The following is a 25,261-nucleotide window of genomic DNA, read 5'->3' on the forward strand; positions in this document are numbered from 1 at the left end:
GGGACCGGTTTCCCCGCTCACCAATTTTCGCCGGACCTGTGACACCGGCGGAAAATCAGGGGGGCATCGTCGCCCCCTTGAAAACCCCTTGAAGGCCGTGCCTGGCGCATCAGGGCAGGCCGCCCCCGTTTTTCCCGTCCTTGGCTGTATGATTGGGCAGCTGCTAAGAGGTCGGGAGATCCTCCTTGCGGAGGGCGGTTCGGTTCATTTTGGACCGAATGCAAAGGAAAGGGCCGGAAAAGGGGTGTTGCTCCGCCCGTTGACTCGGAGCATCATGTGTATCTCCTGATCTGTGGTTGGAATCAGGGGCAGGGGAGGGACAACGGCGTCCCTCCCCCCTCCCATGATATCCGGCTGGATTCGGAGATTTTTTGTTGATGGGATCATCTCGCATTGCCGGATGATTTGTGCTATATATCGCAGCGATCATGGCTATTGATCCCTTGTTATCACAGCGCCTTGCTGAAATGATTTTGTTTCTGCGAGGCTTTGGTGTTTCCATCCCGAAACAGGTACAGGCTACATGATTCATTTATTGAAAAGCGGCGGCCTTCTGATGCTGCCGCTGGTCTTATGTTCTTTTGTGTCACTGACCCTCATCATTGAGCGATCCATCTTCTGGCTCCGCATCAGGCGGGATAAGGACCGAGACCTGGTCTATCGGGTCCTGGACCTCGCCGACCAGGGACTCTGGGACGAGATCCGCCTTGCTGCACGGGGTTCCCGAAACTTCATCATCCGTATCCTGATCAACGGTATCCTGCATCGCGACTACTCCATGGCCATGGCCATGGAATCTGCGGCATCGGATGAGCTGCGCAAGATGAGGCGTTTCATGGGCGTACTGGAAACCATCATCACCGTGGCTCCCTTGCTGGGAATCCTGGGGACCGTGGTGGGCATCATCCACTCCTTTGATATGCTCGGGGCCAAGGGTATCGGTGATCCCCAGGCCGTGACGGGGGGGATTGCCCAGGCCCTTATCACGACGGCTGCGGGCCTCTCCATCAGTATCCTGACCCTGCTTCCCTGCAACTACTTCAACGCCTGTGCCGAGGCTTCGGCCCTTGCCATCGAAAAATACGCCACCTCCCTTGAGATTACCTATGAGAAAAGAGCCAACGGCAACCGCGACGTGCAACACCCTGAAGAGGGAAAGCTGGCTGCCGGGGGCAGGGGATGAGTATGCGCGCACAAATGATCTGAATTACCCGGTACCGGGGGCATGCTATGTATGGAGCAGACCCTGTGTGATGAAATCCGGGGCATGTTACGTAGTGTACGTAAAGGCACCATCGCCTCCCCAATAACGTGTGATCACTCTCAGGCGGTGTTTTTAAGAAAAAGGTTTTCCAGATGAAAGTCAAACGAGATTTCAGCATCAAGAACAAGCCGGACATGCTGCCCCTCATCGACGTGGTGTTCCTCCTGCTCGTTTTTTTTATCTACGCCATGCTCTCCATGAGTTACCACAACGGCATCCGTCTTGAACTCCCGGAATCCGCACAGGCCGAGCACATGGAAGAGGCAACGGAGCTCATCATCTCCGTGGAAGCAGACGGCCGGGTGTACATGGGTAAGGAAGAAGTGATGCTGACGGACCTCGGCACCAGGGTAAAGCGATACTTTGAGGGAAAGAAAAAAAAGCAGGTCATTCTCAGCGGCCACAAAGACCTGTCGTATCAAAACCTATTTCATGTCATGGACACCATCCGCGGAGCGGGAATCTGTGATATCGCCCTTCAGGCGGAGGTCGCAAAACCGTGAATCGCCTGATGCTTTCCGCCTGTGCAGCCGCCTTGTTGCATGCTTTTTTTTTCCTGATGCCCTTGCCCACGGCTCCGGTTACCCCACCATCGGCCCCCACCCACGGCACCACGATTTCCGTTTCCATGACGGTTTCGTCGGTGCAGTCTGCTGCCCCGCCCAAAGCGGTGGCAAAGCCAAAACCCCTGAAAACGCCACCAAAAAAGAAAAAGCCGGTTCCTTCCAAAAAACCTCCTGTTCAAAAAAAGAAAACACAGGCAAAGCGCATCAAGCCCAAGAAAGCAGCAAAAAAGAAGGTCCCCGTTCTTGAGCCCGTGGAGGAGCTTCCCACGCCTGCTCCACCCGTGGCGGCTGAAGAGCCGGAGCCCTCGCCCAAATCAGACGAGCCGTCTGCTCCGGTGGAGGTCGCCATGGCCCAGGAGGCCGATCAGGAGTCCCAAGAGACCGTGGAGCCTGCCTCTGCGCCTGCCGTCGGGGGAACCCTCACCGACGCACAGCCCACGTCGGTCTACGCGCCGGAGCCCCGTTATCCCAAGGCGGCCATCCGCAGGGGGTATCAGGGTGTGGTTCTTCTCGATATTCTGGTGGCAGGCGACGGCCACGTGGAAAAGGTAAAGTTGAAGACGTCGAGCGGCCACGGCGTTCTGGATCGCAGCGCCCTAAAAAGCGTTAAAAAATGGCGATTTTCCGCCAGCGGATCTGACCAACCCACCTGGGTCACGTTGCCCGTAAGATTCGAATTGCGCGGAATATAAACAGTTCTGAAGACTTTTTTGGGGACAGGTTCTTTTTTTACATACCCTCGTAAGGAGGCAACGGGGGGCGTGATTCATCAAAATTTCAAGGGATACCGGTTATTCGAATTTGATGCTTTACTTGAATTTAATGGCAACGGCCTGGGCGTTACCACGGTCAAAGCCGGTGGTGCCTCCACCCTTCAGACCCCAGGTCCCTTCGTTGGCAGATCGCACGATCACGGCATCGGCCCCGAGCTTGGCAGCCTCTTCCTTGAGCTTTTCAATCATCCCTTCTGCGCTGCGGTCATGAAAAATGGTCTGCCCTGTCTGGGTGGTCACAAGCCCCAGCTCCACGTATTCCCGGTCAGTCGGGGGGCTGTAGAACACAATCACGTCTCCTGGTGTTTCCTGTTCTGTATTTAAAGGTGTTGTGGTGGTTTTGGTACACGACAACGTCATACAGGCGACCAACAGAACGATCACCCATGCTCCTGCCAGGGGGCGGGACAAATCAAACCTCATTGGGGCACCTCATTATTTTGTCTGTAAGGTTCATAGCAGGCTATCACGTCACCATTATGCTGGCTTTTAAATTTGACTTCAAGTTCACGTCTTTTTAGGGACAGGCTCTTAATGCTGGACTTTCCTCTGCCATGTGTGAGACAGTGGTCGCGAAGATATCATCCTTGAATTATAAAAGATTTATTTTTAAATGATTCACACCAACCGATCGCCGTATAAATTCCGGGTTTCAGGAAGGAGGGTGTTATGCCGCGAATTCCCCGTTTGGTTGTCACGGATCCAGGACAAAAGACCGCGTACCACATTATCAGTCGGACAGCACTTGAAGGCCTCCCCTTTGGCCAGGTCGATAAAGATAAACTGGTCAGCATCATTCAGCGCTTCTCCTCGATTTATGTTGTTGACGTATTGGGATTTGCTGTGATGGGCAATCACTTTCATCTGCTTGTGGAGATTTCCCCCAAATCCATGGTCCCCGACGACGAGGTAAAACGGCGATTCAAGATTCTTTACGGGAGGGACGCTGAATTTCCGGAAGGATTGCTCAGCGATTACCGGGAAAGGTTTTGCAGTCTGTCTGCCTATGTCAAAGATATCAAGCAATGTTTTTCCGTCTACTACAACAAACGGAAAAATCGCAAGGGAACCCTCTGGGGGGAACGCTTTAAAAGCGTTCTCGTTCAGCAGGGTCATTCCTTGATTCATTGTCTTGCGTATATCGACCTGAATCCTCTGCGGGCTGGAATTGTGAAACGCCCCGAGGATTACCGCTGGTGCTCCATCGGCTACCACCTGCAAACGGGCAATAAAGATGACTTTCTCTCATTGGACTTGGGTCTTGAAGATTCCAGAACGACTGACCGGGTGGCTCGGCTGAAGGATTACCGGAAATTTCTCTACCATGTGGGTGCCGTTGAAAAGCAGGGCAAGGCGAGCCTTGCAAAGCATATCCTTGACAGGGAGACAGCCCATGACTTTGAAATTGCCCGGGTGAGGCGATTTCGCTTTAAAACACGCTACTTCACGGATTCAGGAATTATCGGGTCAAGGGCCTTTGTCGAAAGAACATACGGTTTGTTCAAGGATAAGCACCAAACCGCACGGGATAAAATTCCCCGAAGCGTCAAAGGGATAGATGGGATGTACTCCTTAAAACGGCTAGTCGGCGCCTAACCCATGGTTGAAAGTCTGATTCCTGTCGGCCCATATAGGGCATTGTGTCAGGGTGCGCCTTTTTTCTTATTTTTGCATCGATTTTTCCGGTGAGTGTTTTTCCCATGGGTTCTTAGAAGGCGTTCCACCTTAAATCGAACAAAATAATCCGCCGATAGTCAAAGAGACACACCCGATTTTTCGGCTTTGTGTTACAAAGTACAAAATGAACCTGTCCCCTAAGAAAGAAGGAGTTTTTATGAAACGCGCCATGTTTTTTGTATTGACGTTTTTCTTTTTGATTCCCCTCACGGGCTGCATGTCGCTCCTGCAGGGCTATGTGGTCTCGAGCATGAAAAAAGAGCCGGTCTGTGAGCGGTTTTATATCCACCCGGATCCCAAGGTGGGGGACACGGCGTTTTACACCTCGGACAACGAAAACATGACCGGAAACGGGAGTCGGGTTACCTTGGTGTCCCGGGAAGACAGGGTGAATCTGGTGTCCATCGAGCCCGAGAACCGAAAAATGCTGGATTTCAGGAAACTCTACTGGGTCACGGACAACGGGCGGGTGCTTAGGGCGCAGCTTGAATACAAAGGGGAAATCACGCCCCTCAAGGTTGAGGGGGAGAACCCTGAATCAGGCTATTTCCGTCGCGTCGCCTTTGAACGATGCGCCGTACCCCAGCATTTCGATATCAAAGGGAGGTCGTACAACGTTGTCTACATCCAGACTCAGCAAATGGTTCACCACTCCGGAGACCCGTTTTTCGGCACCGTGGACGCGGACATGACCCAGGTAAACTTTTATGACCCGGACGTGCCCTTTGGCCTTGTCAAAACGGTCCTCAGCGGAAAGACCAAGGCCGGGGCAGGGGCCTTTGATTTTATCGGGGCAGCCCTGAAGGCCACCCAGCCCGATGTATTTTCCACACGGGAAGTCCTCAATGACATCTATGCATCCTCCAAATCCTCGGAGCATTCCTTTATCATGGATTTCAACTACACCCCGGAATAGCGGATAAACCAAAAGGAAAAGGGTGGGGATCCGCCCGTCGATTACTTTAAATAGGGATACAAAACGCGGCGGCATGAAGGGCAGATGCTGTGACTGAAGTTGGCCTCCGGGTGAAAGGACTCAATGTCCTGCCAGTTGCCCTGGGTGTCTTTTATGCTCTTGCAGTTGGCGCACATGGTGATAAATCCCCGTAGCACCTGTCGCTCGGCAAGACTCCGCGTGATTTTTCTGTTTTGTTCCACCATGGCATGGTTGAGGCAGAGAAGCGCAAGGTGGGATTCCATCTGTTTGGTAAAATGATGCAAAAGGTGGCGTACGGGATCGGGAAAGCCCTTGCTGACCCTGTCCAGGACGCACAGGGTTCCGTAGACTTCGCCGTTGGGAAGCAAGACAGGATACCCCAGATAGGAAGTCATGTCCCGGTTGGTCCTGGAGTTGGCCAGCCACCTTTCATCCTTCATGGCATCGCAGACAACAAGGGGCTCCCGGGTTTTGATGACGGCCTCACAATACAATCCTGAATTGTTCAACTCCAGCGTCTCACCCGGGGAGTAGGGGTTGCCGGTGCCGATGCTTGACACAAACACATCCACGCACGGGTCGGAAAACCGCATGATAAGGGCAACGGGCGCTCCTGTGATTTCGGTTATGAGGTCGGTCATGTCCTGCCAGGTTTTCTTGATATGCTCGGGAACGTGAATTGCCTTTGTCATCCTTGGTATCGCCCTGCTGTAATTCCGACCCCAACGGTACCTCGGTACGGAGTGGACCGTACGTATCCCTGAAGGATCATGTGTGAATACCCGACATCTATTTGATGGTGGGGACAATGAGTTTTCGATCTTCGGATATGATTTTACCGGTCCGTTTTAAAACCTTCATGGCACGGGTAATGCTCACCCTGTGGGCGCCGGTTAAAATCGACAGCTCCTCATGGGTCAGCGGAAACTTGATGATGATGCCCTGGGGACTCTGTGTCCCGTGTTCTTTGGCTATATTCAAAAGAACATGAAAGAGGCGATCTTCAATATTGGGCAGAGACAGGCTTCTCACGCGCCGTGTCAGCCATGAGATCCGCTCGCTCATGTTTTTGATCACCTGGAGACCTATCTTCGGGTACTCCAGGATGAGCTGCTCAAACTCTGTTTTGCTGAAGCCGCACGTGGTCGTGTCTTCCATGCAATAAGCCGTGACAGGATACTGGGCCCCTGAAAGGAAAATGTTTTCACCGACAAAATCCCCGGATTTCCGCATCTCAAGCGTCAATTCGTTGCCGTTCTCAAACACCTTGTTCAACTTGACGCGGCCGGCGGTAATCAAAAACAGCTCCTCGGCGGCAGCTCCCTGAAGAAACAGGGCATCTCCCTTGGCGGCTCTCTTTTTCCTTGCCTTGAAGATAAAGGCTTCAAACTCCGGCGAATACGTGTTTTCTAAATTAAAATCTATTGATAATTTGTTGATATCATTACCTGCAATTTGTTTAGCACGACACACGATTCAACCCTTTCTTACTCCACCTGGATTGTAGATAATGATGGTGCTTCTATTAAGTATAGAAGATTATTCTTGTCTGTAGCAGCGGCTACAAACTGAGTGAAAAACCTATGGGGAGTGAAAGGGTGATACGATGCATTTTTTATACCAAGAACCTACCTCAATACAGGGAATAGAGCCATCACGCAAGGGGAGGGAACACGTCAAACACGTGACCGGTCGGGCCTGAATCAGCACGGCTCAGCCCCGACAAACGGAACCAATTGACAAACCTGCCGTATCTTATTACTACTCGCCGGAGAGAAGGGGACAGGTTCTTTTGCCGGCACCTTTTCAGTTGTTAGAGATGCAGGTAAAAACACACTCCCGCCTCGTTTTGAAGGGGTAAAATCATACAACATCAATGTAAAATCGTGTGGTTATCCTTGAGCATATCTGATATTCAACATTATATCGCAGGTGTGTTAACCATCAACACCTTGAAGGGACATCAATAGATGAACAGAAAAAAATGGTTTGCATGGGCGGCGATTCTGTTGCTGACGCCCATATGTGCCCTGGCTGCAACGTTTCCGGACAAGCCGCCGTCGGAGCATTTTTACGTGGATGAAGCAGGGCTCATCGATGCCCGGGCAGGGGCCAAAATTGATGAGATCGCTTCGGCTCTCCTTGCCGAAGAAAACATCCCATTGTATGTGGTCACCATACCGGCCCTTGCCGTCCAGGATGCCGTCACCATGCGCATAGAGGAGTATGCCGCCGCCCTCTTCAACCACTGGGGCATCGGCTGGGAGGATCGCAACTACGGGATCCTGCTCCTCGTCTCCGAAGGGGATCGCAAGGCCCGCATCGAGCTTGGGGCCGACTGGGGCGGGGCACATAACTATGAGGCCGGCCAGATCATGAATGACCTCATTATCCCCGGGTTCAAACGGGGCGATTACGCAACAGGGATTGCCGACGGGGTCCGTGGACTGGATGCCATGGCACGTGGGCTCTCCCTGCCCAAACCCCAAGGGCCCTGGTGGGTGATTCCCGCGGTGCTGGGCGGTATCGCTTTGATGGTGATGCTTATCATCAACCTGTTCCGTTCGGGGCGAAAGGGATGGGCCTGGGTGCTCCTTGGAATTCTTGGTGTCGTTCTTTTATTTATTATCCAGATTTTGCTCTCGGCTGACTCCTCTTCTGACGGAGGAAGCGGCGGGGGCTTCGGAGGCGGCTTTTCCGGCGGAGGGGGGGCAACAGGATCATGGTAACCGGTATGAAAAAAGCGACCAGTCTGTTGACAGACGACGAAATTCGAAGCATCGAAGCAGCCATTGCCGACGTGGAAAAGAACACTTCGGCCGAAGTGGTTCCGGTCATTGCCAGTGCCTCCGGGCGTTACGACAGGGCAGAGGATCTCTTCGGGCTCCTGTTCTCCCTGATTGTGCTCGGGTGCACCTGGGGATGGATTCAGGGCCTGGCACCCGTTGTCGATACCTGGGGTGCCTCAACGGCATCACGCCTTCCCATGGCCGCGGCCCTGGCGGTTCTTGCCGTCTCCTTTTTTATGGGCATGGCCCTGACGAGCCATTTTCCCGTGTTGAGGCTCCCTCTCATCACAAAACGAGAGATGCAGGAGGAGGTGGAGCGCCGCGCACGGGAGACCTTTCAGCGACTGAAAATCAGGAAAACCGAAGACGCCACCGGCGTGCTGATCTATGTCTCCCTGTACGAGCATATGGTCCACGTGGTGGGAGACGACACCATCAACGCCAAGCTCACCAGGGAAGACTGGCAGACCCTGTGCGATACCATCATCACCGGCTTCAGACACGGCAAGCCCGAGGAGGGCATGCGCAAGGGGATCCTGCGATGCGGCGAACTCCTGGCCAGCCATTTCCCCGTTGCCCCGGACGATGCCAACGAACTGGTGGATACGCTTTACCTCATCGATTAACGGAAAATTTTTCCGTAACGAACCTGTTCGACTGAGCCCCCGGCGGCCTGTCGGGGGCAACAACAATGGGGACGACCATGATGAAAACCGGCAATCCATGTCTTGCGGTTGCAGGGTGTTGCAGCGTGGCCATCGCCGCGTTGCACACGGGCATTGTCATCGGGGGCAGGGACTGGTACCATTTTTTCGGCGCCGGTGAGTCCATGGTCGCCATGGCGGAAAACGGCTCATGGGTCCCCATGGGGATTACGACGGCGATTATCCTGGTCTTTCTTGTGTTCGGTCTCTATGCGTTTTCCGGAGCCGGGTATGTCCGCAGGCTTCCCTTCACCAGGGCGGCCCTTGTGATGATCTCTTGTGTCTACCTGACCCGGGGCATCGGCAGCATCCCTGTGATCGTCTTTGTGGAGCATCCCTATCTGGAAGAGATGAACACCAGGATCGTGTTTGTCTTTGTCTCCTCCGTGCTCTCCCTTGTCATCGGGGTCTTACACGGAATCGGGACCCTGGCCCTCTGGACGATGGGGCCGGAAAAAAATGGCCCTTGAACCATGGGGCGCCCACCCCCAGAAATACCTTCGATTCCCATGGAGAAAGCCCGCGATGTTTTATCGACAACTCGACAGACACATTCAACTGCGGCTTTCCGTGCCTCATTTTGCCGACGAGTTGTTTCAACTCACGGAGAAAAACCGCGATTACCTGAAACGATGGCTGCCCTGGCTCGACTCCATCAAAAAGCCGGAAGACACCCGTCACTTTATTGATCTCCAGCGGCACCGTTTCAGTAAAGGCCTGGCCCTGCATGAAACGATCTTTTACCGTGGGCGCATCGCAGGGGTCCTCGGGTACAACCTGCTGGACCATGCCAACGGTATCGGGCACATCGGATACTGGATGGGGGAAGAATATACCGGAAAGGGCATCATGACACGGGCCGTCAAGGATCTTGTCATGATGGGGTATCATTACTGGGACCTGCAGAAAGTGGAAATCCGGTGCGGTGTGGAAAACATCAGGAGCAGGGCCATCCCCGAACGGCTCGGGTTCACTGAGGAAGGCACCCTTCGCAGGGTAGAAAAATTCTACGATCAGTACAGGGACCTTGTGGTCTACGGCCTGTTACGGGAAGATACAGAGTAAGGAACGGTACGCCTTGACGACGAATCGCATCCAATACCACACCTTTTTCACCTGCCTTGAAGGCCCCATGGCCAAACCGGGCTCGGTCCGTCGCGCCTCGGTGATGACAGGCTTTTTTTTCGACACCGATCTCTCGTTTCTCTTTCCTTATATCAACGCGGTCATACCGGGAGCCGAACTTCACGAGACACCTGCACTGATGCGCTTTGAGCTGGACGGGGCCTTCTGCGTGCTCTACCCGTTTCGCTGCCTTGCAACGCCCTTTGAAGACCGCGACGAAGCCGCAGCCTTCAGGGACAGGCTCCTGGAACAACTCAACGCCATCCTAGATAAAAAAGAGACCATCCTACCCAGGCACAGGGTGTTCAAAAAGATTGCCGTTCCGGATATCTTAAAGCTGCTGCCCCTGACCAACTGCAAAGCCTGCGGGTACCCCACCTGCCTTGCCTTTGCCTCCATGGTCTCCAAACAACGGGCCGTTCCCGGTCAGTGCCCCCACCTCGGTCCTCCCATCAGTGAGCAGGTGACCTACCCGGTTCTGGACCCCGACGGACGCCCCGTGGATTCTGTCACCTTTGACGTGGACACCCGTTCAGCCCCGCACCAGAGCCCCCCAACCCCCGACAATCATGTACCCTCCGGCCGTGCCGTGGATGAGGCCAACGCCTCTCTGCTCGCCGCCCTGACACCTCGGGAGATCGAAGTCCTGTCCCTTTTGGGCAGGGGCTTTACCAACCCGGAAATTTCTGCCGAGCTCGGCATCAGCCCCCACACCGTCAAAAGCCACGTTATCCATCTCTTCAACAAGCTGGGCGTCAGCGATCGCACCCAGGCCGCGGTCTGGGCCGCCCGCCGCAGGATTATCTGAACCATACGCCGGTCCACCTGCTTGAAAGCAGCCCTTCAACAACCGCGCTCGCCAGCTAAATGCGCCAGTGCCTCCGGGCAATCTTCTCGAACATCCTCACGATCCCCGTGGTGACCGTGTAGATGGTATCCACGCCAGCGTTGTCGTCGGCCGAGGAGTCGAAGAAGAGATGGAGGTCGGAGTCCATGCCCTCGTCGGGGCTCCAATAGCAGACCAGCAGCGGAACCCGGGGAAGGGGACGGAGCACAAGGGCGATATCCGATTGGAACCGCTCCTCAATGGATTCTCCGTTGAAAAGAACAATGAGCTCTTCAAACAGGTCGGGGTACATGTCGGCAAGGGATTTGAAAGGCGACTCCGAGCACTGGACAAAAAGGCCGTTTTTTTCCCGTCCCCCTTTGAGCTCCCGCAGGGGAACCCAGTCCCCGGTAAGTTCAGCGCCGCGACAGGAGAGGACGTAGTTGAGCACCACGGAGGTGATCCACGGGTTGATATGGATATCTGCCGAAAGATTCCCGGCGTTGTCTACAGACAGGGGCTTTCCAAACATTCTAAGGGTCAGTTTGCCGTTCTCGTAGACCCCGTCCACCCGTTGGGCCGCTTCCTTTAAATCGCAGTCGGCCAGTTTTGATTTCAGCGCATTGAGACCCTCCTGCCGCTGTTCATCCAGGGTTTTGATGCTGGTTCCCTCTGTTTTCTCTTCGCAGGAAATGTGGGCGGCATGGGGACACAGGTCCAGGGGCTTCTGACCCAAAAACACCTTGGAAGCAAAGGCGAGGCAGGTGGGTTCATTGCAGGCCCGGCAGTTTGTTCGGGGCAAATGCTTGAAAATCTCCATGGCGTTGCGGAATTGACTCATGGCGTCCTCCTTATTGTGGATGCTGTATTGCAGCCGAAAGGGATCCGTGTGCGCTTTCATACAAATCCATAGGAGAGAGGCCGTAAAAAAACATCCCCCATTTGGGGGAGAGACCTAAAAAAAAGCCTCCGGCGGCCCTGCCGGGGGCAATGCGGATAGATCCACATTGGACAAGTAGCAACAACGTATCCTGTTACGTCGAAGCTTGTGAGCCTACCCGCATAAACCCTCAGCGTTCATGTCGGGCGTAGCCCGAGCCGGAGGCCCTTGCGCTTTGGCCCGAGGAACGAGGGACAAAGCGCAAGGGCAATATGCTTTCGAGTTGGCTCACCTCGCCGCCGGAGGCTTGCTTTTGCTCCCGACTTTGAGGGCTGTCGGAAACAAATAATCACACAATGGTTCGCCAGAATACCGCTGGGATTTGACCCGAGGAACGAGGGGCAAATACCGGCGGTAATTTGCTTTCAAGGTGGCACACCTTGCCGCCGGAGGCTGTTTTTTGTGCTTTTATTTAAATAGATCAATCGTCAAAGAGGCTCAGCTGGCGACCGTGGATGATCTCATGGAAGGAGGTGCCGAAGAACATCATCACCGCATCGAAGATGGGGATCAGCTGCTTTTCGATATAGTGGCCGTAGTCGAGGTCGGGGTGGGGGAGTTCAACGGGAACCGGTCCCCGAAGGGTCATGACGTAGCGGCTCTCCCGGGCGTTTTCACCGGCCTTGCCCAGGAGAAGGGCGGCTTTAACATGGGGCGGGATGGCCTTGGTGTACTCTCCGGGCGGCTTGGTGAGGCGCTTGCGGTAGATGAGGTCCGCGTCGTAGACGTGGTTTTTGAGGTCTGTTGCCTTCTGCTTGATCCAGGTCTCCACCTCGTCGTCGTTGAAAATCCGTTGAAACAGCTCAAACTGGAGGTCCCGTGCAAAGCGGGTCCAGTCGGAGCGCACGAATTCCAAACCGGTGATGACAAGTTTTTCCGTATCGCCGGACCGAACCATGCCTGCGTAGCGTTTCTTGGCGCTCTCCCCGCCGCCCCGTAAGGAGGGGAGAAAAAAACGGGTAAAATGCTTTTCAAATTCCAGCTCCAGCCGGGAGGCCACACCGAACATGTCTTGGATGGTTCGGGCCATGAAGGCGTTGAGCTTTGCCACAAGCGCCTTGGGAGCGTCCTCACCTTCGGCGATTTCCGAGGCCTTGAGGCAGACAAACACCGAATCTGTGTCCCCGTAGATCACCTGGTAACCCTGATCTTCCAGATGGTTCCGTGTGGTCTTCAGGACCCACTGACCGGTACCTGTGACGGCAGAAGGGAGATCCGGGTGATAAAAACGGCACCCCGGGGTTCCCATGACGCCATAAAAGCTGTTCATCAATATTTTGATGGCCTGGGAGAGGTGCGGGTCCCCGGCTTTTTTGGCCTGTTCCCTTTTCTCCATGAGGGACTGGATGTAACCGGGCAACACGTTTTCGGACCGGGAAAAATCGATGCCCGGAGGGGTGGACACAGGGTCTGTCTCCGCCCGGAGCCGTGAGAGGGGATCGATATGAAAGGTTCGGATAATGGAGGGGTACAGGCTCTTGAAATCCAGCACCACCACATGCTCGTAAAAACCCGCCTCCCTGGAGAAAACAAAACCTCCTTTGGCGTGGCCCGCGCTCTCCACGTCCCGGACGTTGGCGGCCACCAGCCCCTTGCGGTGGACCTGGGGCAGCATAAAGTAATCAAAGGCCGCCACGGACATGCCCACCCGGTCCATGGGAAGGCCGCTGATGATGGCCCGCTTGAAGAGATGGTCGATGAGGCCGGTTTTGCCGAAAATATCCGTCACCAGCGTGCAGTCCAAGAGGTTATAGCGGGCCAGGGCCACCTTGTCCTCCCGGAACCGGCGCTCGATCTCCGCCACCTTGTCGACGTCTTCGCCGATCTCTTTGCCCGTGCCCAGAAGCTCTTTGGCCACGGTCTCCAGTCGAAAGTTGTCAAAGGTGTAAAAGGCGCCCCGCAGGGCAGGGGGACCGTCCACGACAATCCTGCCGCAGGCCTCGACCCGGTAGATGCCTTTGCGCACCTCGCGGATCCTTGGCGGTTTTTGGTTTCGCCCCATCAAGAAAGGGATCTTCAGTTTTTTGCACTTTGCCTCAAGGAAGAGCAGGTCAAAGCCGATGACGTGCCAGCCAATGAGGATGTCCGGATCCAATTCTTTCAACACCCTGAAAAATCCGTGGAGGAGTGCCTTTTCGTCAGGAAAACGGTGCATCACGCCCCCGCCGGGAAGAGCTTCGCACGGGGTACCCGGGAGCCTGCCGTGAAGGCGGGGAGCAGCAGTGTTTCGGTGTTGCGATCCTGGATCCAGCATCAGGACGATGCCTTCGGAAACCTGGCTTTCGTCAACGCCGCCTGCCACCGGTTTTGTAAAGTGGCAGGCCACGGAGTAGAGCTCGCCGCGCTGGCCGGTCTCGATGTCCAGGGAAAGAACGGAAAAAATCGGGGCCACGTGGGCTTGGCGGATGACCGGGTCGGTGAACCGGATCACACCGTCCTGAATCCTTGAGGGGCCATGGATCTCCACGCCTCCGTAAATAAACCGCTCCATGAGGTAGCGGTCCTCGGGGTAGACATCCGCTTCAAAGGTCTGGATGCTCGACTCCTCAAAAAGCTTCCGGGCTTTGTAGTGGGCGTTTCGGCTTTCAAAATAGAGGGCATCCACCGGGCGGCCTTTAAAATCGGTCAACTCGACGGCGCGCCGCTCACATGACGGGAGGCCCGTGGGAAGCGGGGTTCCCCGAAGGAGAAAAAACAGGGGGCGATGGGTGGTGATGGTGATTTCAAAGGGCCCCCGGTCGCTGGTTCCGGCATACCGGAGATGATGAGAGTCACGAACATCCACCCCTTCGCGCGTCAGTATGTACCCTTTAAGCGACTCCATAAACCGTTCCCTTAAACCTGTCCCTTTGCCGTTGTATTTCCCTGGATTCTATGGTCCATTGGGCTGTGGCGGCAACGGCTGCGCGGTGTGCGCCCTGCGTTGCCTTGCCAACACACTAAACTGTTCTCACCAAAAACGCACACAGGAAAACACCATGCCCCGATCCAAACACCTTCCCCTGATTCTTTCGGCTATTGTCTTTACGGTGATGCTCGCATCCTGTGCAACACAGATGGGGGCAACGCATTCACACGAATCGTTTGACTGGGCCCGCGAAGACCCCCTTGCCTTTCTGGCGTTTTTACAAACAAAAAAAGACGATCCCTGTCCCACCGTTGTGGTGCCGGAGATACCGGACACCTGGCTGACAAAGGAGCATCTTTCGCGACTTCAGGAGCTGCTGGATTCCCGGGAACCGTGCGCCAACGTCCACAGCATCTATTCTTCGTTCAGGGATTGCCGCATGTCCACCGTTGGACACGAAGCCGCTTTTTTGATGGAGGGGTTCAGGAAGGGGAGCTACCCTCCGGAGATGAACTCCGGAGGGGCGGAACTGGATATGGAGGCGCTAAGACACCTTAACCCAATGCGGCCTTGATCTCCGCTTCCAGGGTTTCACGCGTGGGGATCAGGGAGACGTGTTTGACCTCTCCGTTGATGAGCATGGCCGGTGCATTTTCAAGGCCCACCTTTCCCATAAAGGAGACATTCTCCGGATACATGATGGAGCGTTCCACCACCTTGACCTTGTCCCCGAAGGAGGCCGAGCCGTCCTGGGCCGAGGCGAGCATGTAGCCGCAGGCCGCGCAGGTCTGGGCGTCGATGGTGACCACCTCGATGAGGACGTGATCAAGGCTCTGGTAGTCGGGCAGCTCAATGTCCGGCAGGTCCTCTTTTTTCACGTAGGTTTCAAGGGCTTTTCGCACCGCTTCCTTGTTGTTGACGGCCATGCCGATGCCCACGATGTTCTCCGGCGGCACGTTGAAGGGCACGTCGCAGCCCGGGGCCAGGATAAAGTCCTTGGTCCCCAGGGCGTCCATGAGGTCGATGGCCGCCTTCTGGTTGTCCTGCTGGGACCCGAAGAGCATGGTGATGGTGAGCTGGAGGTTGCCGGAGATCAGGACCCCGTGTTCGTCGGTCACCTTTTTGGCTTCCACGATGTCCACGTTTTCATCAATGGCAATGGCATCGGGCCGGGTGGCGCACATGGCCGGGATGTTCTTGGTGGCGTCCCCGCACACAAAGAAGGTGGAAGGAATATTTTGGTCCCGCAGCTTCTTGAAATAAGCGGCAAAGGGCTCGCTTAAAAACTGCTCGAAGGAGGCCGGAGAGATCTGGGAGACCAGGGGATCCACCGCGCCGATGACATCGCATCCGGCCTCTACGAGAAATTCCGAATACTCGCTGACCACCTCTTCGCAGTAGGTAATCAGCGCCTTGACCTGGTCCGGGGCGGTGTACATGTCCATGAAAATGTTGGTGCCGCGCAGGTGAGACGCCAGGGTAAAGGGGCCGCAGACCAGTCCGTACAGGGCGATGTCTGGCTTCATCTCTTTGAGGCGGCGGGTGGCCTCCATGATGATGGGGATTCGGCCATCCTCCCTGGTCAGGCGACGGGTGGGGATGGTGAATTCATCGGCCAGGGGGTGGCTGCTCACCGTGGGCGGGGTGTTGGGGTACCACTTCAGATCGCACCCGAGGATCTCAGCTTCCACCTGCAGATCGAACATCACAGGGAGGCCGTCGGGCGCATACTGGGCCTCGGCTTCCAGGAGGCACGCCACGAGTTTGTCGACGTCCTGAAACATCTCATCGGCAGCATACCCCTTAAGATTCGCAATCTGGGCCCCGGTGTAGGGCACCCAGGGCGTTCGGGGGACCTCTTCGTGGTTGAGAGCTTTCAATATAAGGGCTTTACCATTCATCGTCATCCTCCTGATGTCTGTGGTGTGTCATGGTTTTTGCCCGGCAATAAAAAAGGCCGGGCAGGGGAGATGTCCCTCTGCAAAACGCCGTTACTATGGCACGGGAAAACCCACACTGCAACACAATATGGGATTTATATATTGATATTCCATATTGTGGAAAACAAAACAACAAAACCCGATCCGGCCGTGTCGTCGAATCGGGCTGTGTTTTTGGACTGTTCACGATGGATGCACTGGAGATTTTTAAACGAACCGGCGGCCAAGACAGATCCGTTCTAGCCTGGACATGTGCCCCGTGAATCAAGTCCGTGGGCTGTGTTGGCCGCAGGCTTACTCTTTATCCAGGGCGTTGGCCACCATCTCCCCGTACTGGTACGCTTCACACCCGTTCTCTTCGTCGATGAGGGTGTATTGCCCCGCCTTGATGGCTTTGTTTTCTTTTGCCAGTCGACCCAGGCGCCGGTACAGGGTTTCCGCAGTACGGCTGCCGTTATAATTTTCCGGTATGTAGGTCCGGCCGACGGCCACGCGAAGGGCGCCGTCCTTGGCGCGGCGTGCCCTGACCTCAAGAACCCGGCCCTTTCCGTTGGTAAAATAGGTGACGCCTCCTTCATTGCGTTCCATGGCCCGGGATCCCAGGGCATGGAGTTCCGTTCCCGGGGTCGCCTTGGGGCCGAAGAGAAAATCAAACCCTGCGGCCGACGCCGGGGAGGCAAAGGCAAAAAACGCCAGCAGCATGGCTGCAGTGAGAAACAGGTGTTTGTTGAGTGTCAGTCTTTTCATGGATGTCCTCCTGTGAATTGCGGAGATTCGAAGGGCCGTGGAGCCCCTGCCCGTGTCTCCGTCTCTTTGAGTTTAGATACTAAACAATAAGGGTAAAAAAAAGGCTCAGGCTGCTTTTTCAAATAGCGCCCCAAGGGTCCGTCGCCCTGGGCGGTTGCTGAGAACGTGGAACCCGCACGCTTCGGCTGCGGCCACTTCGCGATCAAAGGTTGCCTGGGAAACGTGACCGGCGGGTTCGGAGAGCAACAGTCGCCCCCCCGGTTTGAGGACCCGAAACGACTCTTCAAAGAGAGCCTTTGCGTCGGGGACCTCGTGGACCACTGCCGATGCCAGCAGGAAATCGTAGGGTCGACCGGGGGTCTCGAGGTGGAGGGACGTGGGGGAAGAGACCCGATATTCCAGCACATCATCCACCCCGGCTTTGATGGCGCGCTTCTTTAGCTTTTTAAGCATTCCTTCCTGAATATCCACACAGACAACCCGCCCGGTGGGCCCGACCATTTGGGCCATGGGAAGGGAGAAGAACCCCATGGCACTGCCGATGTCTCCCACGGTCATGCCGGGTTTCACGTACGGGGTTAAAAGGTTGTCCGGATTCTGAAGTCTTTTCCGCAGTGGGTTTAAAAGAAGGTATCCGACCCAGAAAGGGCATACGTTAGTGTTCATGGCGGTTTCCTTTGCAGATGGGTTTAAGGTTTAGGTGCTAAACTTTAAACAAACGGTATAGCTACTAAACAAAACTGTCAACCCAATTTTCATTTTTTTTAAGCGGGAGTCTGCAAAAGGGGGAAAGGACGCGCCAAGGGCCTGCGTTTCGCGTGCGCCCTTTGGGATCGACACAGCACGTCAACACATGGAATCGGAGGGATAAAACGAAGGCTTGAAGCGTGGGGGGGGGGAGGGGGGGGGTTATTCGCTGAGGACCTGGTCGCAGAACCGCTCAATGGCTTGAAATACCGACACCGTAAAGGCGATCTTTTCTTCGTCGGCTTCATCAATGAGTTCCAGAAGGATGGGGTCTATACGGGAGTGAAACTTCTGATGGGCGGCGTTGGCGGTTTTGCCGGTGGGGGAGAGCACGAGCAGGACTTCCCGGTCCGACTTTTCATCTTTCATACGGATCACCATCTCTTTATCCACCAGTTTGCGGATCACCTGGGACACCGCCCCTTTGGTGACGCCCTGGAGGGCGGCGAGATCCGTGACGTTGATGCCGGGGTTCTTGCCAATGGCCTCAATGGTGTGGATCTCCGAGGGATACAGGAGAATGTCCGTCCCGAAATAACGGGGCTTTTGTTCGATGCGTTTCATCTTGTTCATCACCCGGTGAAAGATGGCATCAAAGGCCGCAAATTTTGTTGAAAGGTAGTCTGAGTCCATGGCCTGACTGTATAGTCACTAAACAGGTTTGTCAATACACGGAAGGGGGATGGAAACTCCTGTTGCCGTGAAAAAACAGGGGCGTCCGTTGAAAGCCCTTGACGCATACATACACGAGTGTATATAAACTGCCGCACATTTTACATACATTAATGAATGTATAAATAACATCACCCAAGAAAGGTTATGCAATGCAAGAAGTAAACAATTATCGTGTGCGAGGCGTCCTGGTATGTTTAATGATCCTGCTGTGGGCCGGTGGGGCCCAGGCGTTCGACGACGGCCGCAAGCTCAGTATCGGATTCGGAGGTGCGGCCTCCTCACGGCTTTACAAAGACCTGGAAAACGACAAGCGCTACCTGCCCATGCCGTTGATTTTTGGCGAAGACCGTCGCTTTTTCGTGGAAGGCATCAAGGCGGGCGTCAAGGTGATCAACATGGAGCAGTGCCGCCTCGACGTATTCATTGCACGCGGGATCAACGGGTACGAGGCCTCGGACAGCCCTTACCTTGAAGGCATGGCCGAGAGAAAGGAGGCCATCGAAGCCGGGGCACGGATCACATACTGGAGCCCCGTGGGCGGCATCAAGCTCAGCGGCAGCCTGGACGCATCGGATACATACAACGGCGGGGAAGCGACCCTGGCTTACCTGATGCCCATCCGCACCCGGCGGTTCACCCTGGTGCCGTCGGCCGGGAGCACCTGGCGCAGCGGCAAACAGGTGGATTACTACTACGGTGTGCGGGAAAATGAGGCCACGGACTTCCGCAAAGCATACAAACCCGAGGCCGACGTCAGCGGCTTTGTTGCCATGGAGTTTGACGTGCCCCTCACAGCCAACCTGAACATGGTGGGAGGTGTCAAGGCAGAGTACTTCGGCGATGAGATCCACAACAGCCCCATTGTCAATGAGGATTACATTGTGGCCGGTCACCTGGGGGTGGTGGTGACCCTGTTGTAAACCGAAGGATTCGGGACCGCGGTCTCGTCGCCCCGGTCCCTTTATAGAAAAGCGATGCCTGTTGACGGATGAAATGATTCGCCGGATATGTTACAAGACCCAAAACATCAGGAGGCCGCTGCATGGCACGTAAAACCAAAGAAGACGCTGAAAAAACCAGGCTCGGCATCATGGATGCCGCCCTGACTCTGTTTGACCTCAAGGGCTACTCCCGGACCACCCTGGGGGACATCGCCGATGAGGCAGGAGTCTCCCGGGGTGCCATCTACTGGCATTTCCAGGGAAAAGAGGACATCCTTGCCCAGTGCTGCGACTGGGTCAAAGGCACCATCGACGACCGGCGATTCAAACTCACCGATTCAGAACCCCACACCTGGGAGACGGTGCTGAAAGCCCTCCACAGTTACCTGGCCCTTTTGGAGACCAACACACGGTATGCCAGGCTTTACCGTGTCCTGAAGTACAAGGTGGAGTACACCGACGAGATGCATTCGTTTCTCACCTCCCAAAAGCTCAATACCGAGGAGGGCATCGCCAACGTCACCGAGGTGTTCGCCGCCCTTGCCGAGGCCGGAGAGCTGAAGCCCGGCCTGGATCCCAGGTTGTGCGGAATTTCCCTGGTCTCCTTTACCTGGGGTATCGTGGAGATGTGGATCCTTGATAAATCCATTATGGGCCTGACCAAAGACGGTTATCCCCTCCTTGAGATGCACATCGACACCATGAAAGGGTAAGGCCCCGGCCTTTTCTTGATCTGTTTTTCCCGATTCATTATTCCTATTGACCCGGCACCCCTGACATCGTCTTCTTCAGCCAGGGTTGCCCACAGTGTAAAGGCATCCGGCCGTGAGAAGCACCCTTATCGACAAACTGGTAGAAGAGAGCCCGGACACCCCCGTCATTCTGGGCCATCGAGGCGTCCGACACGCCCATATCACTGAAAATACCCTCGAAGCCTTTGAAGAGGCCTTCCGGCGGGGTGCCCGCGGGATTGAGATCGACGTGGAGTCCACGGCCGACGGCAAGCTGATTGTCATCAACCGCTGGTTCTGCAAGGCAAGGCTCGGGTTTTTCCCCTGGGAAAAAGAACTGGCTGAGCTTCGGGCCGCGGCCAGGCAAGAGGGGATAGAGGTCCCGTTGTTCCACGACGCCTGTGGGTTCATGGCATCAAGGAAAGAGAGTATTTTCAACGTAGAGATCAAATCAAGCCACCGTTTTATCTGCCACACCGCTCGAAAAGCCGTCAATATCATCCGCCATCACGGCATCGACGACCGGGTAATCCTTTCCTCCTTTGACCTGAACACCCTTATTACCACACGCTTTTTTCACCGCACCATCGAGACGGCCTACCTGTTTCGACTCAACGACCGCACGGTACGGATCGAAGACAAAAAAAGATGGCGGTTCAAGATCAACACGCTGCTGAACCGGTCCGGCATCAAGGGATTCCTGGCGGGTGCAGACACCCTCCATCCCGAAATAACGCTCTTTCCCAAGCCCGGATCCGGGGAAAAAATCTGGATGAAGGGTGCAAAACTCCTGGGAAAACGGGTCAACGCCTGGACCGTGGATGAACCCGAGGAGATGGAAAAGGCGGTGGCCGCAGGGGTAGGGGTGGTGATCTCCGACAAGGTGGGCGGCAATCCTTCTTTGTGATGTGCCTGTAAAGTAGGGTTTTACTGCTTCTCAAAGAGCGAGTTTGCCCTTGCACAGGCATAGGAACTATGTTCTTATCGATGATACATGAATTCTTAAGCCTGATTTATTATTGAGGGGAGTCATGCATTAAAACTCAACCCTTCAGAATTTCCATGTTCATGCCCCTTCAATCAGACACGTTGTCTCCACACTTTTTTCAGGCCCGATTTTCCACCCGTGATTCGACCGCTTAAGGAGAAAGACACGATGAAGTCATTGGTAAAAATGATCTGTGCAGCCGTATTGTTGACAATTATTTTTTCCGGTTGCAGTAAAGTGGATCAGACCCCCTTGGTTAAAGAGTCATTTCAGCAATACAAATCGGCACTTCTCAACCAGGACGGGTTTACGGCATATTTCTACGTAGATTCCAACACAAGGGCCTATTATGATGACATCCTTGGCAAGGTCATGACGGCATCGGAATCCGAGACAAAGAATATGTCATTCGGCACGAAGATGATCGTTACCATGGCCCGTCACTCCATCAGCAATCAACAGTTGAGGGAAATGAACGGGGAAGAGCTGTTTATTTACGCCGTTGAAAATGGGTGGATCGGCAAAGAAAGCATTTCAAACCTGGAGATAACCGTCTCAAGCATTGAAAAGAATGTTGCAGAAACCCATGTCGTTAATGAAGAGGGGGAGGCTCCCTTTGGGTTTACCTTTCGAAAAGAAGACAAGACATGGCGCATTGACTTGACCTCCATGTTCTCGATAACTGAAATGGTCCTTGAAGAGCAAATCAAAGAGAGTGGGGTGGATGAAGATGTCTTTATCTATGCGATGCTGACCCAGACATCCGGTTTTCGGCCGGATGAATCGATCTGGGAGCCCGTAAACCCTTAACCCTTATATGTCCCGAAGGGTGAGATAAGAAAGCAGCAAACGCTGATTTACATTTTGCATTTTTAAAATAGCTGACATTTTTATTGTTGCCATCCAAAATCATATTATTTTACTTTTGAATGGTTGTTTTTCATGAAATATCCGGGTTAAATCCGAACAGATTTTTACAAAGGCGAACGATATGAGCAATATAACCATTTCGCTGATGCAAAAAAACGAGGCAAAAAAAGCGGCAAAGGTCCTCAGCCTCGCCATGCTCGACAACCCCCTTCATCAGGCCGTGTTCCTGGGCAGCGGCGAACAGGAACGCCTCGAAATCGAGGCCATGTTTGACGACCTTTTGACCCAGAGACCGGGCATTGTCTTTCTGGCAAAAGAAGAGAGAGACATCGTAGGCGTCATGAGGATGAATTCGTGCTCGGGCCGTGATTTGCCGGACGGACCGCCCGAATTCGACGGAAAAATGGACATCCGGTGGAGAAAATTTGTCTGGCTGAGGGAGTGGGCACTGAAGGATCCCAAGGAGCTGCATTGGCATTTAGGGCCCATCGGCGTGCTTCCATCCCACCGCCGGCTGGGTATCGGTTCAAGCCTCATGCAACGATTCTGCAACGAGGTGGATGCCTGCGCCGCCACGGCATACCTGGAAACGGACAGGGATGAAAATGTGCTGTTTTATGAGCTTTTCGGGTTTGAGATTATCGCCAGATCACAGGTGTTCGATGTGGAAAATCGCTACATGCAGAGAGAAGCCCGCCCCTGATGTTTCCGGAGACGGGCGAAGGTGTCTTCATCACTATTTCCGGAGGAAACCATGGAATGCAGTAAATGCAACGCCTCGATTCCCCGAGGAGAAGAGAGAGAGCACAACAAAGAGATGCTCTGTGAAGATTGCTACATCGATGTGCTCTCTCCGGCAGCCTTTTGCGACCCGTGGGCAACGTACAATGCCGAATCCTTCCACAAGCGCAACCCGGAAACAGCCGTTACAGACAGCCAGTTGAAGATACTCAGCACCCTGAAAGAGAGCGGCGGCCTGGATCCCGACGGGCTCGCGGACCGTTTGACGGATCACATGTCCCGCCAGGATGGTGAAAGAGAATGCGCTGCCCTTCACCGAATGGGAAAGATTTCCATCGAGAGCAGGAACGGTTCGGTGTTTATCTGTATTAAACAGTAGCCCGGAAATATCTCCGGGTGAGCAGTGGGGATATCATGACCCTCGTCGTATTCGATCTCGGAGAGACCCTCGTTTCCTATGACGGCATTCCGCTGAGCTGGAGCGAGCATTACATCGATGCCATCAACGATTTTCTGGTGAAGAACAGTATCTGCGTCACCACGCCCGATCTGGAGCTGGCCGTCTCCATCCTGGATTTTTACAACACGCGGACCCATCAACGCACCTTTGAAGTCGCAGAAGGGGAGGTCACCCGGAAAATCGCCACGGTGCTGGGAGTGGACGGGGCAGCCTTTGGGCGCAGCTTCTTTGCCTACTTTCAGCGAAGGGCCGTTGTGGAAGCGTCTGCGGTCACGACCCTTACCGAGTTAAAAAACGCAGGGGTCTTTACGGCCGTGCTCTCCGACGTGCCCTACGGCATGCCCCGAGATTTTCTGATGGACGATCTGGGGCCGCTGGTTCCCCTCATGGATCGCGTTGTGTCGTCATGCGAGGTGGGGGTCAGAAAACCCCATCCATTGGGGCTCATCAACTTGATGAAGGCGTTTGGCGCAAACCCTGCCCACGTTTTTTATGTGGGCAACGAAGAAAAAGACATGGCCTGCGCAGCAAACGCGGGGGCCAGATCCATCCTGCTGGCACCCGGGGAAACAGCAGATTACGGGCAAACCTATTCCGTTCAAGCCCTGTCCGGCGTTTTAAGGCATGTGCTCTGAGGCGGTGGCGTTTTTGTTTTTTTATGCCATCGTGGTATAAGGAACCCCTTACGGAACATTGATGCACGTACCCAGAGACATCATCGGGCCACGGCATCGGAAACACAAAGGGGAGAATCATGGAATCCAACGACCCGTCCGCATGGATCAACACCATCCTCAGCGAGCTGAGCACAAGCAAAAGCCCCGATGCCGCAGCAGCCGTGGAAAACTGCGGCAGGGCCTGCCTGAAGTCCTCCGAGGGGTTTGAAGCGATCCGCAATCTTCGGGAATCCGTTGCCCACAAGGACGACATGGATCTCCTGTTTGCCACCTACAAGGCCAAACTGTATGACAACAGGCCATCCCTTTACAAAAAAGAGGAAACAATCTACCTGGAGTACACCGAGTGTGCCTGCGGCATGGTGACGTCCGGCAAAGTAAGCCATCCGTTTCTCTGCAACTGCACCGTCGGGTATACCCGGCAGATTTTTGAAACGCTCTTCAACAGGCCGGTGAAGGTCACCCTGCAGAAATCCATCCTCAACGGGGACACCATCTGTCTTCAAGAAATTACCGTTGTGTAATTTGCCCATGCCCATGACGACACCCCCGGAATACGCGGAGTACAGGCCCCATCCTCTCCTTGCGTCTCTCATCGATTGCTACTGGTCCTGCCGTGTCCTGTGCAGGGAGCGGCTCTCGGCCCGCAAACCGGTGATACCCGACGGCTGCGTGGACATCATTTTTGATCTGGAACCCGCAGCTCCCTTGAGGTGTTTTGTCGTCGGTGCCATGACAAAGCCCGTTCAAAGCCGGAAAACCAACCTTTTTGGGGTGCGATTCCACACCGCCATGGCGACCTCCCTTTTCAAGACCCCCATGCATCACTTCACCGACCTGATGGTGGACGCCTGTGACGCCTTGGGCGATCCCACCCATGCTCTGTCGGATCAGCTGGCGGAGAAGGCTCTGCCGCAAGATCGCGTCGCACTGCTCAATGAGGAGTTCCTCAGGCGGCTGGCCGATTGTTCTCCCCCGGAACGGCCCCTGGCCGAGGCCCTTCGACTGATCCACAATGCAGGCGGGCAGTGTTCAGTGCAGCAGGTCAGCACTGCCGTTGGCTGGAGCAGGCAGCATTTTACCCGCCGCTGCCTCCACGACACGGGCCTCTCCCCCAAGTTCCTGATGCAGGTGGTGCGCCTGCACCAAACCATTGCCCTGCACAAAAAAGGGGGCCTCCATGGCTGGTGCCACCTTTCCCAGGAGGGCGGCTACTTTGACCAGTCCCATATGATCCGTGAATTCAAAGGCATCACCGGTCTGACCCCCGCAGAGTACTTTTCCCCCGCATAAAA

At 54.9% G+C, this 25,261-nt stretch carries 29 protein-coding genes; 20 read left to right on the forward strand and 9 right to left on the reverse strand.

The features are described 5' to 3' along the window. The first annotated feature begins 523 nt into the window (after window positions 1-523). The 3 genes from MSL71_RS22405 (at window position 524) to MSL71_RS22415 (ending at window position 2,522) form a co-directional block, all read left to right on the forward strand. The gene (locus MSL71_RS22405) at window positions 524-1,183 is read left to right on the forward strand and encodes a MotA/TolQ/ExbB proton channel family protein (protein ID WP_180145231.1); all 660 of its coding nucleotides are present in this window, start codon (window positions 524-526) and stop codon (window positions 1,181-1,183) included. Between the two features lie 173 nt (window positions 1,184-1,356). Beyond that, complete coding sequence (locus MSL71_RS22410) at window positions 1,357-1,767, forward strand: ExbD/TolR family protein (RefSeq protein WP_180145234.1); 411 nt, start codon at window positions 1,357-1,359, stop codon at window positions 1,765-1,767. After that, on the forward strand, window positions 1,764-2,522 hold the full coding sequence (locus MSL71_RS22415) for an energy transducer TonB (protein WP_180145237.1): 759 nt from the start codon (window positions 1,764-1,766) through the stop codon (window positions 2,520-2,522). Before MSL71_RS22410 ends, MSL71_RS22415 begins: the two co-directional genes overlap by 4 nt. A 117-nt stretch (window positions 2,523-2,639) precedes the next feature. On the opposite strand, the gene MSL71_RS22420 is transcribed toward MSL71_RS22415, so the two are convergent. Next, window positions 2,640-2,891, reverse strand: coding sequence for a hypothetical protein (locus tag MSL71_RS22420; RefSeq protein WP_218951113.1), 252 nt, complete (start codon window positions 2,889-2,891; stop codon window positions 2,640-2,642). Between the two features lie 381 nt (window positions 2,892-3,272). Here MSL71_RS22420 and MSL71_RS22425 point away from each other — a divergent pair, with 381 nt between their 5' ends. Continuing rightward, complete coding sequence (locus MSL71_RS22425; protein WP_180145240.1) at window positions 3,273-4,199, forward strand: transposase; 927 nt, start codon at window positions 3,273-3,275, stop codon at window positions 4,197-4,199. Between the two features lie 238 nt (window positions 4,200-4,437). Beyond that, a complete protein-coding gene (locus MSL71_RS22430; protein WP_180145242.1) occupies window positions 4,438-5,196 on the forward strand; it encodes a hypothetical protein in 759 nt (252 codons plus the stop codon). Window positions 5,197-5,237: 41 nt separating this feature from the next. Here the strand turns inward: MSL71_RS22430 and MSL71_RS22435 are convergent, their stop codons facing one another. Together MSL71_RS22435 and MSL71_RS22440 are read right to left on the reverse strand one after the other, a co-directional pair. Continuing rightward, complete coding sequence (locus MSL71_RS22435) at window positions 5,238-5,909, reverse strand: GAF domain-containing protein (RefSeq protein WP_180145245.1); 672 nt, start codon at window positions 5,907-5,909, stop codon at window positions 5,238-5,240. 97 nt (window positions 5,910-6,006) lie between these two features. Continuing rightward, a complete protein-coding gene (locus MSL71_RS22440) occupies window positions 6,007-6,690 on the reverse strand; it encodes a Crp/Fnr family transcriptional regulator (RefSeq protein ID WP_281374546.1) in 684 nt (227 codons plus the stop codon). A 497-nt stretch (window positions 6,691-7,187) separates the two neighbouring features. On the opposite strand from MSL71_RS22440, the gene MSL71_RS22445 reads away from it, so the two are divergent. The 5 genes from MSL71_RS22445 (at window position 7,188) to MSL71_RS22465 (ending at window position 10,643) form a co-directional block, all read left to right on the forward strand. Then, entirely contained in the window at window positions 7,188-7,946 is a 759-nt protein-coding gene (locus MSL71_RS22445) for a TPM domain-containing protein (protein WP_180145248.1), read from the forward strand. Window positions 7,947-7,951: 5 nt separating this feature from the next. Beyond that, entirely contained in the window at window positions 7,952-8,632 is a 681-nt protein-coding gene (locus tag MSL71_RS22450; RefSeq protein WP_180145251.1) for a TPM domain-containing protein, read from the forward strand. Window positions 8,633-8,709: 77 nt separating this feature from the next. Continuing rightward, window positions 8,710-9,180, forward strand: coding sequence for a hypothetical protein (locus tag MSL71_RS22455; RefSeq protein ID WP_218951114.1), 471 nt, complete (start codon window positions 8,710-8,712; stop codon window positions 9,178-9,180). Window positions 9,181-9,235: 55 nt separating this feature from the next. Further along, window positions 9,236-9,775 (forward strand): GNAT family N-acetyltransferase, encoded by a 540-nt coding sequence (locus MSL71_RS22460; protein ID WP_180145254.1) that lies wholly within the window; start codon window positions 9,236-9,238, stop codon window positions 9,773-9,775. 13 nt (window positions 9,776-9,788) lie between these two features. After that, complete coding sequence (locus MSL71_RS22465) at window positions 9,789-10,643, forward strand: LuxR C-terminal-related transcriptional regulator (RefSeq protein WP_180145257.1); 855 nt, start codon at window positions 9,789-9,791, stop codon at window positions 10,641-10,643. Window positions 10,644-10,698: 55 nt separating this feature from the next. Here MSL71_RS22465 and MSL71_RS22470 read toward each other — a convergent pair whose 3' ends face one another. Both MSL71_RS22470 and MSL71_RS22475 read right to left on the reverse strand, forming a co-directional pair. Continuing rightward, a complete protein-coding gene (locus tag MSL71_RS22470) occupies window positions 10,699-11,502 on the reverse strand; it encodes a DUF3786 domain-containing protein (RefSeq protein ID WP_180145260.1) in 804 nt (267 codons plus the stop codon). A gap of 520 nt (window positions 11,503-12,022) precedes the next feature. Continuing rightward, the gene (locus MSL71_RS22475) at window positions 12,023-14,425 is read right to left on the reverse strand and encodes a DNA polymerase II (RefSeq protein WP_180145263.1); all 2,403 of its coding nucleotides are present in this window, start codon (window positions 14,423-14,425) and stop codon (window positions 12,023-12,025) included. A 154-nt stretch (window positions 14,426-14,579) separates the two neighbouring features. On the opposite strand from MSL71_RS22475, the gene MSL71_RS22480 reads away from it, so the two are divergent. Next, the gene (locus tag MSL71_RS22480) at window positions 14,580-15,023 is read left to right on the forward strand and encodes a hypothetical protein (RefSeq protein ID WP_180145266.1); all 444 of its coding nucleotides are present in this window, start codon (window positions 14,580-14,582) and stop codon (window positions 15,021-15,023) included. Here the strand turns inward: MSL71_RS22480 and MSL71_RS22485 are convergent. The 4 genes from MSL71_RS22485 to MSL71_RS22500 form a co-directional block, all read right to left on the reverse strand. After that, window positions 15,004-16,350, reverse strand: a complete 1,347-nt coding sequence (locus MSL71_RS22485) for a uroporphyrinogen decarboxylase family protein (protein WP_180145268.1) — start codon at window positions 16,348-16,350, stop codon at window positions 15,004-15,006. The genes MSL71_RS22480 and MSL71_RS22485 overlap by 20 nt on opposite strands. Before the next feature lie 333 nt (window positions 16,351-16,683). Continuing rightward, complete coding sequence (locus MSL71_RS22490) at window positions 16,684-17,136, reverse strand: hypothetical protein (protein WP_180145271.1); 453 nt, start codon at window positions 17,134-17,136, stop codon at window positions 16,684-16,686. A gap of 105 nt (window positions 17,137-17,241) precedes the next feature. Continuing rightward, a complete protein-coding gene (locus tag MSL71_RS22495) occupies window positions 17,242-17,802 on the reverse strand; it encodes a class I SAM-dependent methyltransferase (protein ID WP_180145273.1) in 561 nt (186 codons plus the stop codon). A gap of 243 nt (window positions 17,803-18,045) precedes the next feature. Further along, window positions 18,046-18,516, reverse strand: a complete 471-nt coding sequence (locus MSL71_RS22500) for a MarR family transcriptional regulator (RefSeq protein ID WP_180145276.1) — start codon at window positions 18,514-18,516, stop codon at window positions 18,046-18,048. Window positions 18,517-18,755: 239 nt separating this feature from the next. Between MSL71_RS22500 and MSL71_RS22505 the strand changes: the two genes are divergently transcribed. The 9 genes from MSL71_RS22505 (at window position 18,756) to MSL71_RS22545 (ending at window position 25,259) form a co-directional block, all read left to right on the forward strand. Beyond that, entirely contained in the window at window positions 18,756-19,478 is a 723-nt protein-coding gene (locus MSL71_RS22505) for a MipA/OmpV family protein (RefSeq protein ID WP_180145279.1), read from the forward strand. Window positions 19,479-19,600: 122 nt separating this feature from the next. Continuing rightward, window positions 19,601-20,212 carry a TetR family transcriptional regulator gene (locus tag MSL71_RS22510; RefSeq protein ID WP_180145283.1) on the forward strand — a complete coding sequence of 204 codons (612 nt, stop codon included), beginning with the start codon at window positions 19,601-19,603 and terminating at the stop codon, window positions 20,210-20,212. 112 nt (window positions 20,213-20,324) lie between these two features. Then, window positions 20,325-21,137 (forward strand): glycerophosphodiester phosphodiesterase, encoded by an 813-nt coding sequence (locus MSL71_RS22515; RefSeq protein WP_180145287.1) that lies wholly within the window; start codon window positions 20,325-20,327, stop codon window positions 21,135-21,137. A 249-nt stretch (window positions 21,138-21,386) separates the two neighbouring features. Then, complete coding sequence (locus tag MSL71_RS22520; RefSeq protein ID WP_180145290.1) at window positions 21,387-22,028, forward strand: hypothetical protein; 642 nt, start codon at window positions 21,387-21,389, stop codon at window positions 22,026-22,028. 181 nt (window positions 22,029-22,209) lie between these two features. Continuing rightward, window positions 22,210-22,791 (forward strand): GNAT family N-acetyltransferase, encoded by a 582-nt coding sequence (locus MSL71_RS22525; RefSeq protein WP_180145293.1) that lies wholly within the window; start codon window positions 22,210-22,212, stop codon window positions 22,789-22,791. Window positions 22,792-22,842: 51 nt separating this feature from the next. Next, a complete protein-coding gene (locus tag MSL71_RS22530) occupies window positions 22,843-23,208 on the forward strand; it encodes a hypothetical protein (protein ID WP_180145296.1) in 366 nt (121 codons plus the stop codon). 35 nt (window positions 23,209-23,243) lie between these two features. After that, a complete protein-coding gene (locus tag MSL71_RS22535; RefSeq protein ID WP_180145299.1) occupies window positions 23,244-23,924 on the forward strand; it encodes an HAD family hydrolase in 681 nt (226 codons plus the stop codon). 119 nt (window positions 23,925-24,043) lie between these two features. Then, window positions 24,044-24,490: a DUF6144 family protein gene (locus tag MSL71_RS22540; protein WP_180145302.1), complete on the forward strand. Its 447-nt coding sequence runs from the start codon at window positions 24,044-24,046 to the stop codon at window positions 24,488-24,490. A gap of 7 nt (window positions 24,491-24,497) precedes the next feature. Then, window positions 24,498-25,259, forward strand: a complete 762-nt coding sequence (locus MSL71_RS22545) for a helix-turn-helix domain-containing protein (protein WP_180145305.1) — start codon at window positions 24,498-24,500, stop codon at window positions 25,257-25,259. Window positions 25,260-25,261: the final 2 nt, after the last annotated feature.

Source organism: Desulfoluna butyratoxydans (assembly GCF_900699765.1).
Lineage (GTDB): Bacteria > Desulfobacterota > Desulfobacteria > Desulfobacterales > Desulfolunaceae > Desulfoluna > Desulfoluna butyratoxydans.

Coding starts and splice junctions, on each gene's coding strand:
- MSL71_RS22405 (WP_180145231.1), top strand. CDS start 524: ATGATTCATTTATTGAAAAGCGGCGGCCTTCTGATGCTGCCGCTGGTC.
- MSL71_RS22410 (WP_180145234.1), top strand. CDS start 1,357: ATGAAAGTCAAACGAGATTTCAGCATCAAGAACAAGCCGGACATGCTG.
- MSL71_RS22425 (WP_180145240.1), top strand. CDS start 3,273: ATGCCGCGAATTCCCCGTTTGGTTGTCACGGATCCAGGACAAAAGACC.
- MSL71_RS22430 (WP_180145242.1), top strand. CDS start 4,438: ATGAAACGCGCCATGTTTTTTGTATTGACGTTTTTCTTTTTGATTCCC.
- MSL71_RS22435 (WP_180145245.1), bottom strand. CDS start 5,909: ATGACAAAGGCAATTCACGTTCCCGAGCATATCAAGAAAACCTGGCAG.
- MSL71_RS22445 (WP_180145248.1), top strand. CDS start 7,188: ATGAACAGAAAAAAATGGTTTGCATGGGCGGCGATTCTGTTGCTGACG.
- MSL71_RS22450 (WP_180145251.1), top strand. CDS start 7,952: ATGAAAAAAGCGACCAGTCTGTTGACAGACGACGAAATTCGAAGCATC.
- MSL71_RS22455 (WP_218951114.1), top strand. CDS start 8,710: ATGATGAAAACCGGCAATCCATGTCTTGCGGTTGCAGGGTGTTGCAGC.
- MSL71_RS22460 (WP_180145254.1), top strand. CDS start 9,236: ATGTTTTATCGACAACTCGACAGACACATTCAACTGCGGCTTTCCGTG.
- MSL71_RS22470 (WP_180145260.1), bottom strand. CDS start 11,502: ATGAGTCAATTCCGCAACGCCATGGAGATTTTCAAGCATTTGCCCCGA.
- MSL71_RS22475 (WP_180145263.1), bottom strand. CDS start 14,425: ATGGAGTCGCTTAAAGGGTACATACTGACGCGCGAAGGGGTGGATGTT.
- MSL71_RS22480 (WP_180145266.1), top strand. CDS start 14,580: ATGCCCCGATCCAAACACCTTCCCCTGATTCTTTCGGCTATTGTCTTT.
- MSL71_RS22485 (WP_180145268.1), bottom strand. CDS start 16,350: ATGAATGGTAAAGCCCTTATATTGAAAGCTCTCAACCACGAAGAGGTC.
- MSL71_RS22490 (WP_180145271.1), bottom strand. CDS start 17,136: ATGAAAAGACTGACACTCAACAAACACCTGTTTCTCACTGCAGCCATG.
- MSL71_RS22495 (WP_180145273.1), bottom strand. CDS start 17,802: ATGAACACTAACGTATGCCCTTTCTGGGTCGGATACCTTCTTTTAAAC.
- MSL71_RS22500 (WP_180145276.1), bottom strand. CDS start 18,516: ATGGACTCAGACTACCTTTCAACAAAATTTGCGGCCTTTGATGCCATC.
- MSL71_RS22505 (WP_180145279.1), top strand. CDS start 18,756: ATGATCCTGCTGTGGGCCGGTGGGGCCCAGGCGTTCGACGACGGCCGC.
- MSL71_RS22510 (WP_180145283.1), top strand. CDS start 19,601: ATGGCACGTAAAACCAAAGAAGACGCTGAAAAAACCAGGCTCGGCATC.
- MSL71_RS22520 (WP_180145290.1), top strand. CDS start 21,387: ATGAAGTCATTGGTAAAAATGATCTGTGCAGCCGTATTGTTGACAATT.
- MSL71_RS22525 (WP_180145293.1), top strand. CDS start 22,210: ATGAGCAATATAACCATTTCGCTGATGCAAAAAAACGAGGCAAAAAAA.
- MSL71_RS22530 (WP_180145296.1), top strand. CDS start 22,843: ATGGAATGCAGTAAATGCAACGCCTCGATTCCCCGAGGAGAAGAGAGA.
- MSL71_RS22535 (WP_180145299.1), top strand. CDS start 23,244: ATGACCCTCGTCGTATTCGATCTCGGAGAGACCCTCGTTTCCTATGAC.
- MSL71_RS22540 (WP_180145302.1), top strand. CDS start 24,044: ATGGAATCCAACGACCCGTCCGCATGGATCAACACCATCCTCAGCGAG.
- MSL71_RS22545 (WP_180145305.1), top strand. CDS start 24,498: ATGCCCATGACGACACCCCCGGAATACGCGGAGTACAGGCCCCATCCT.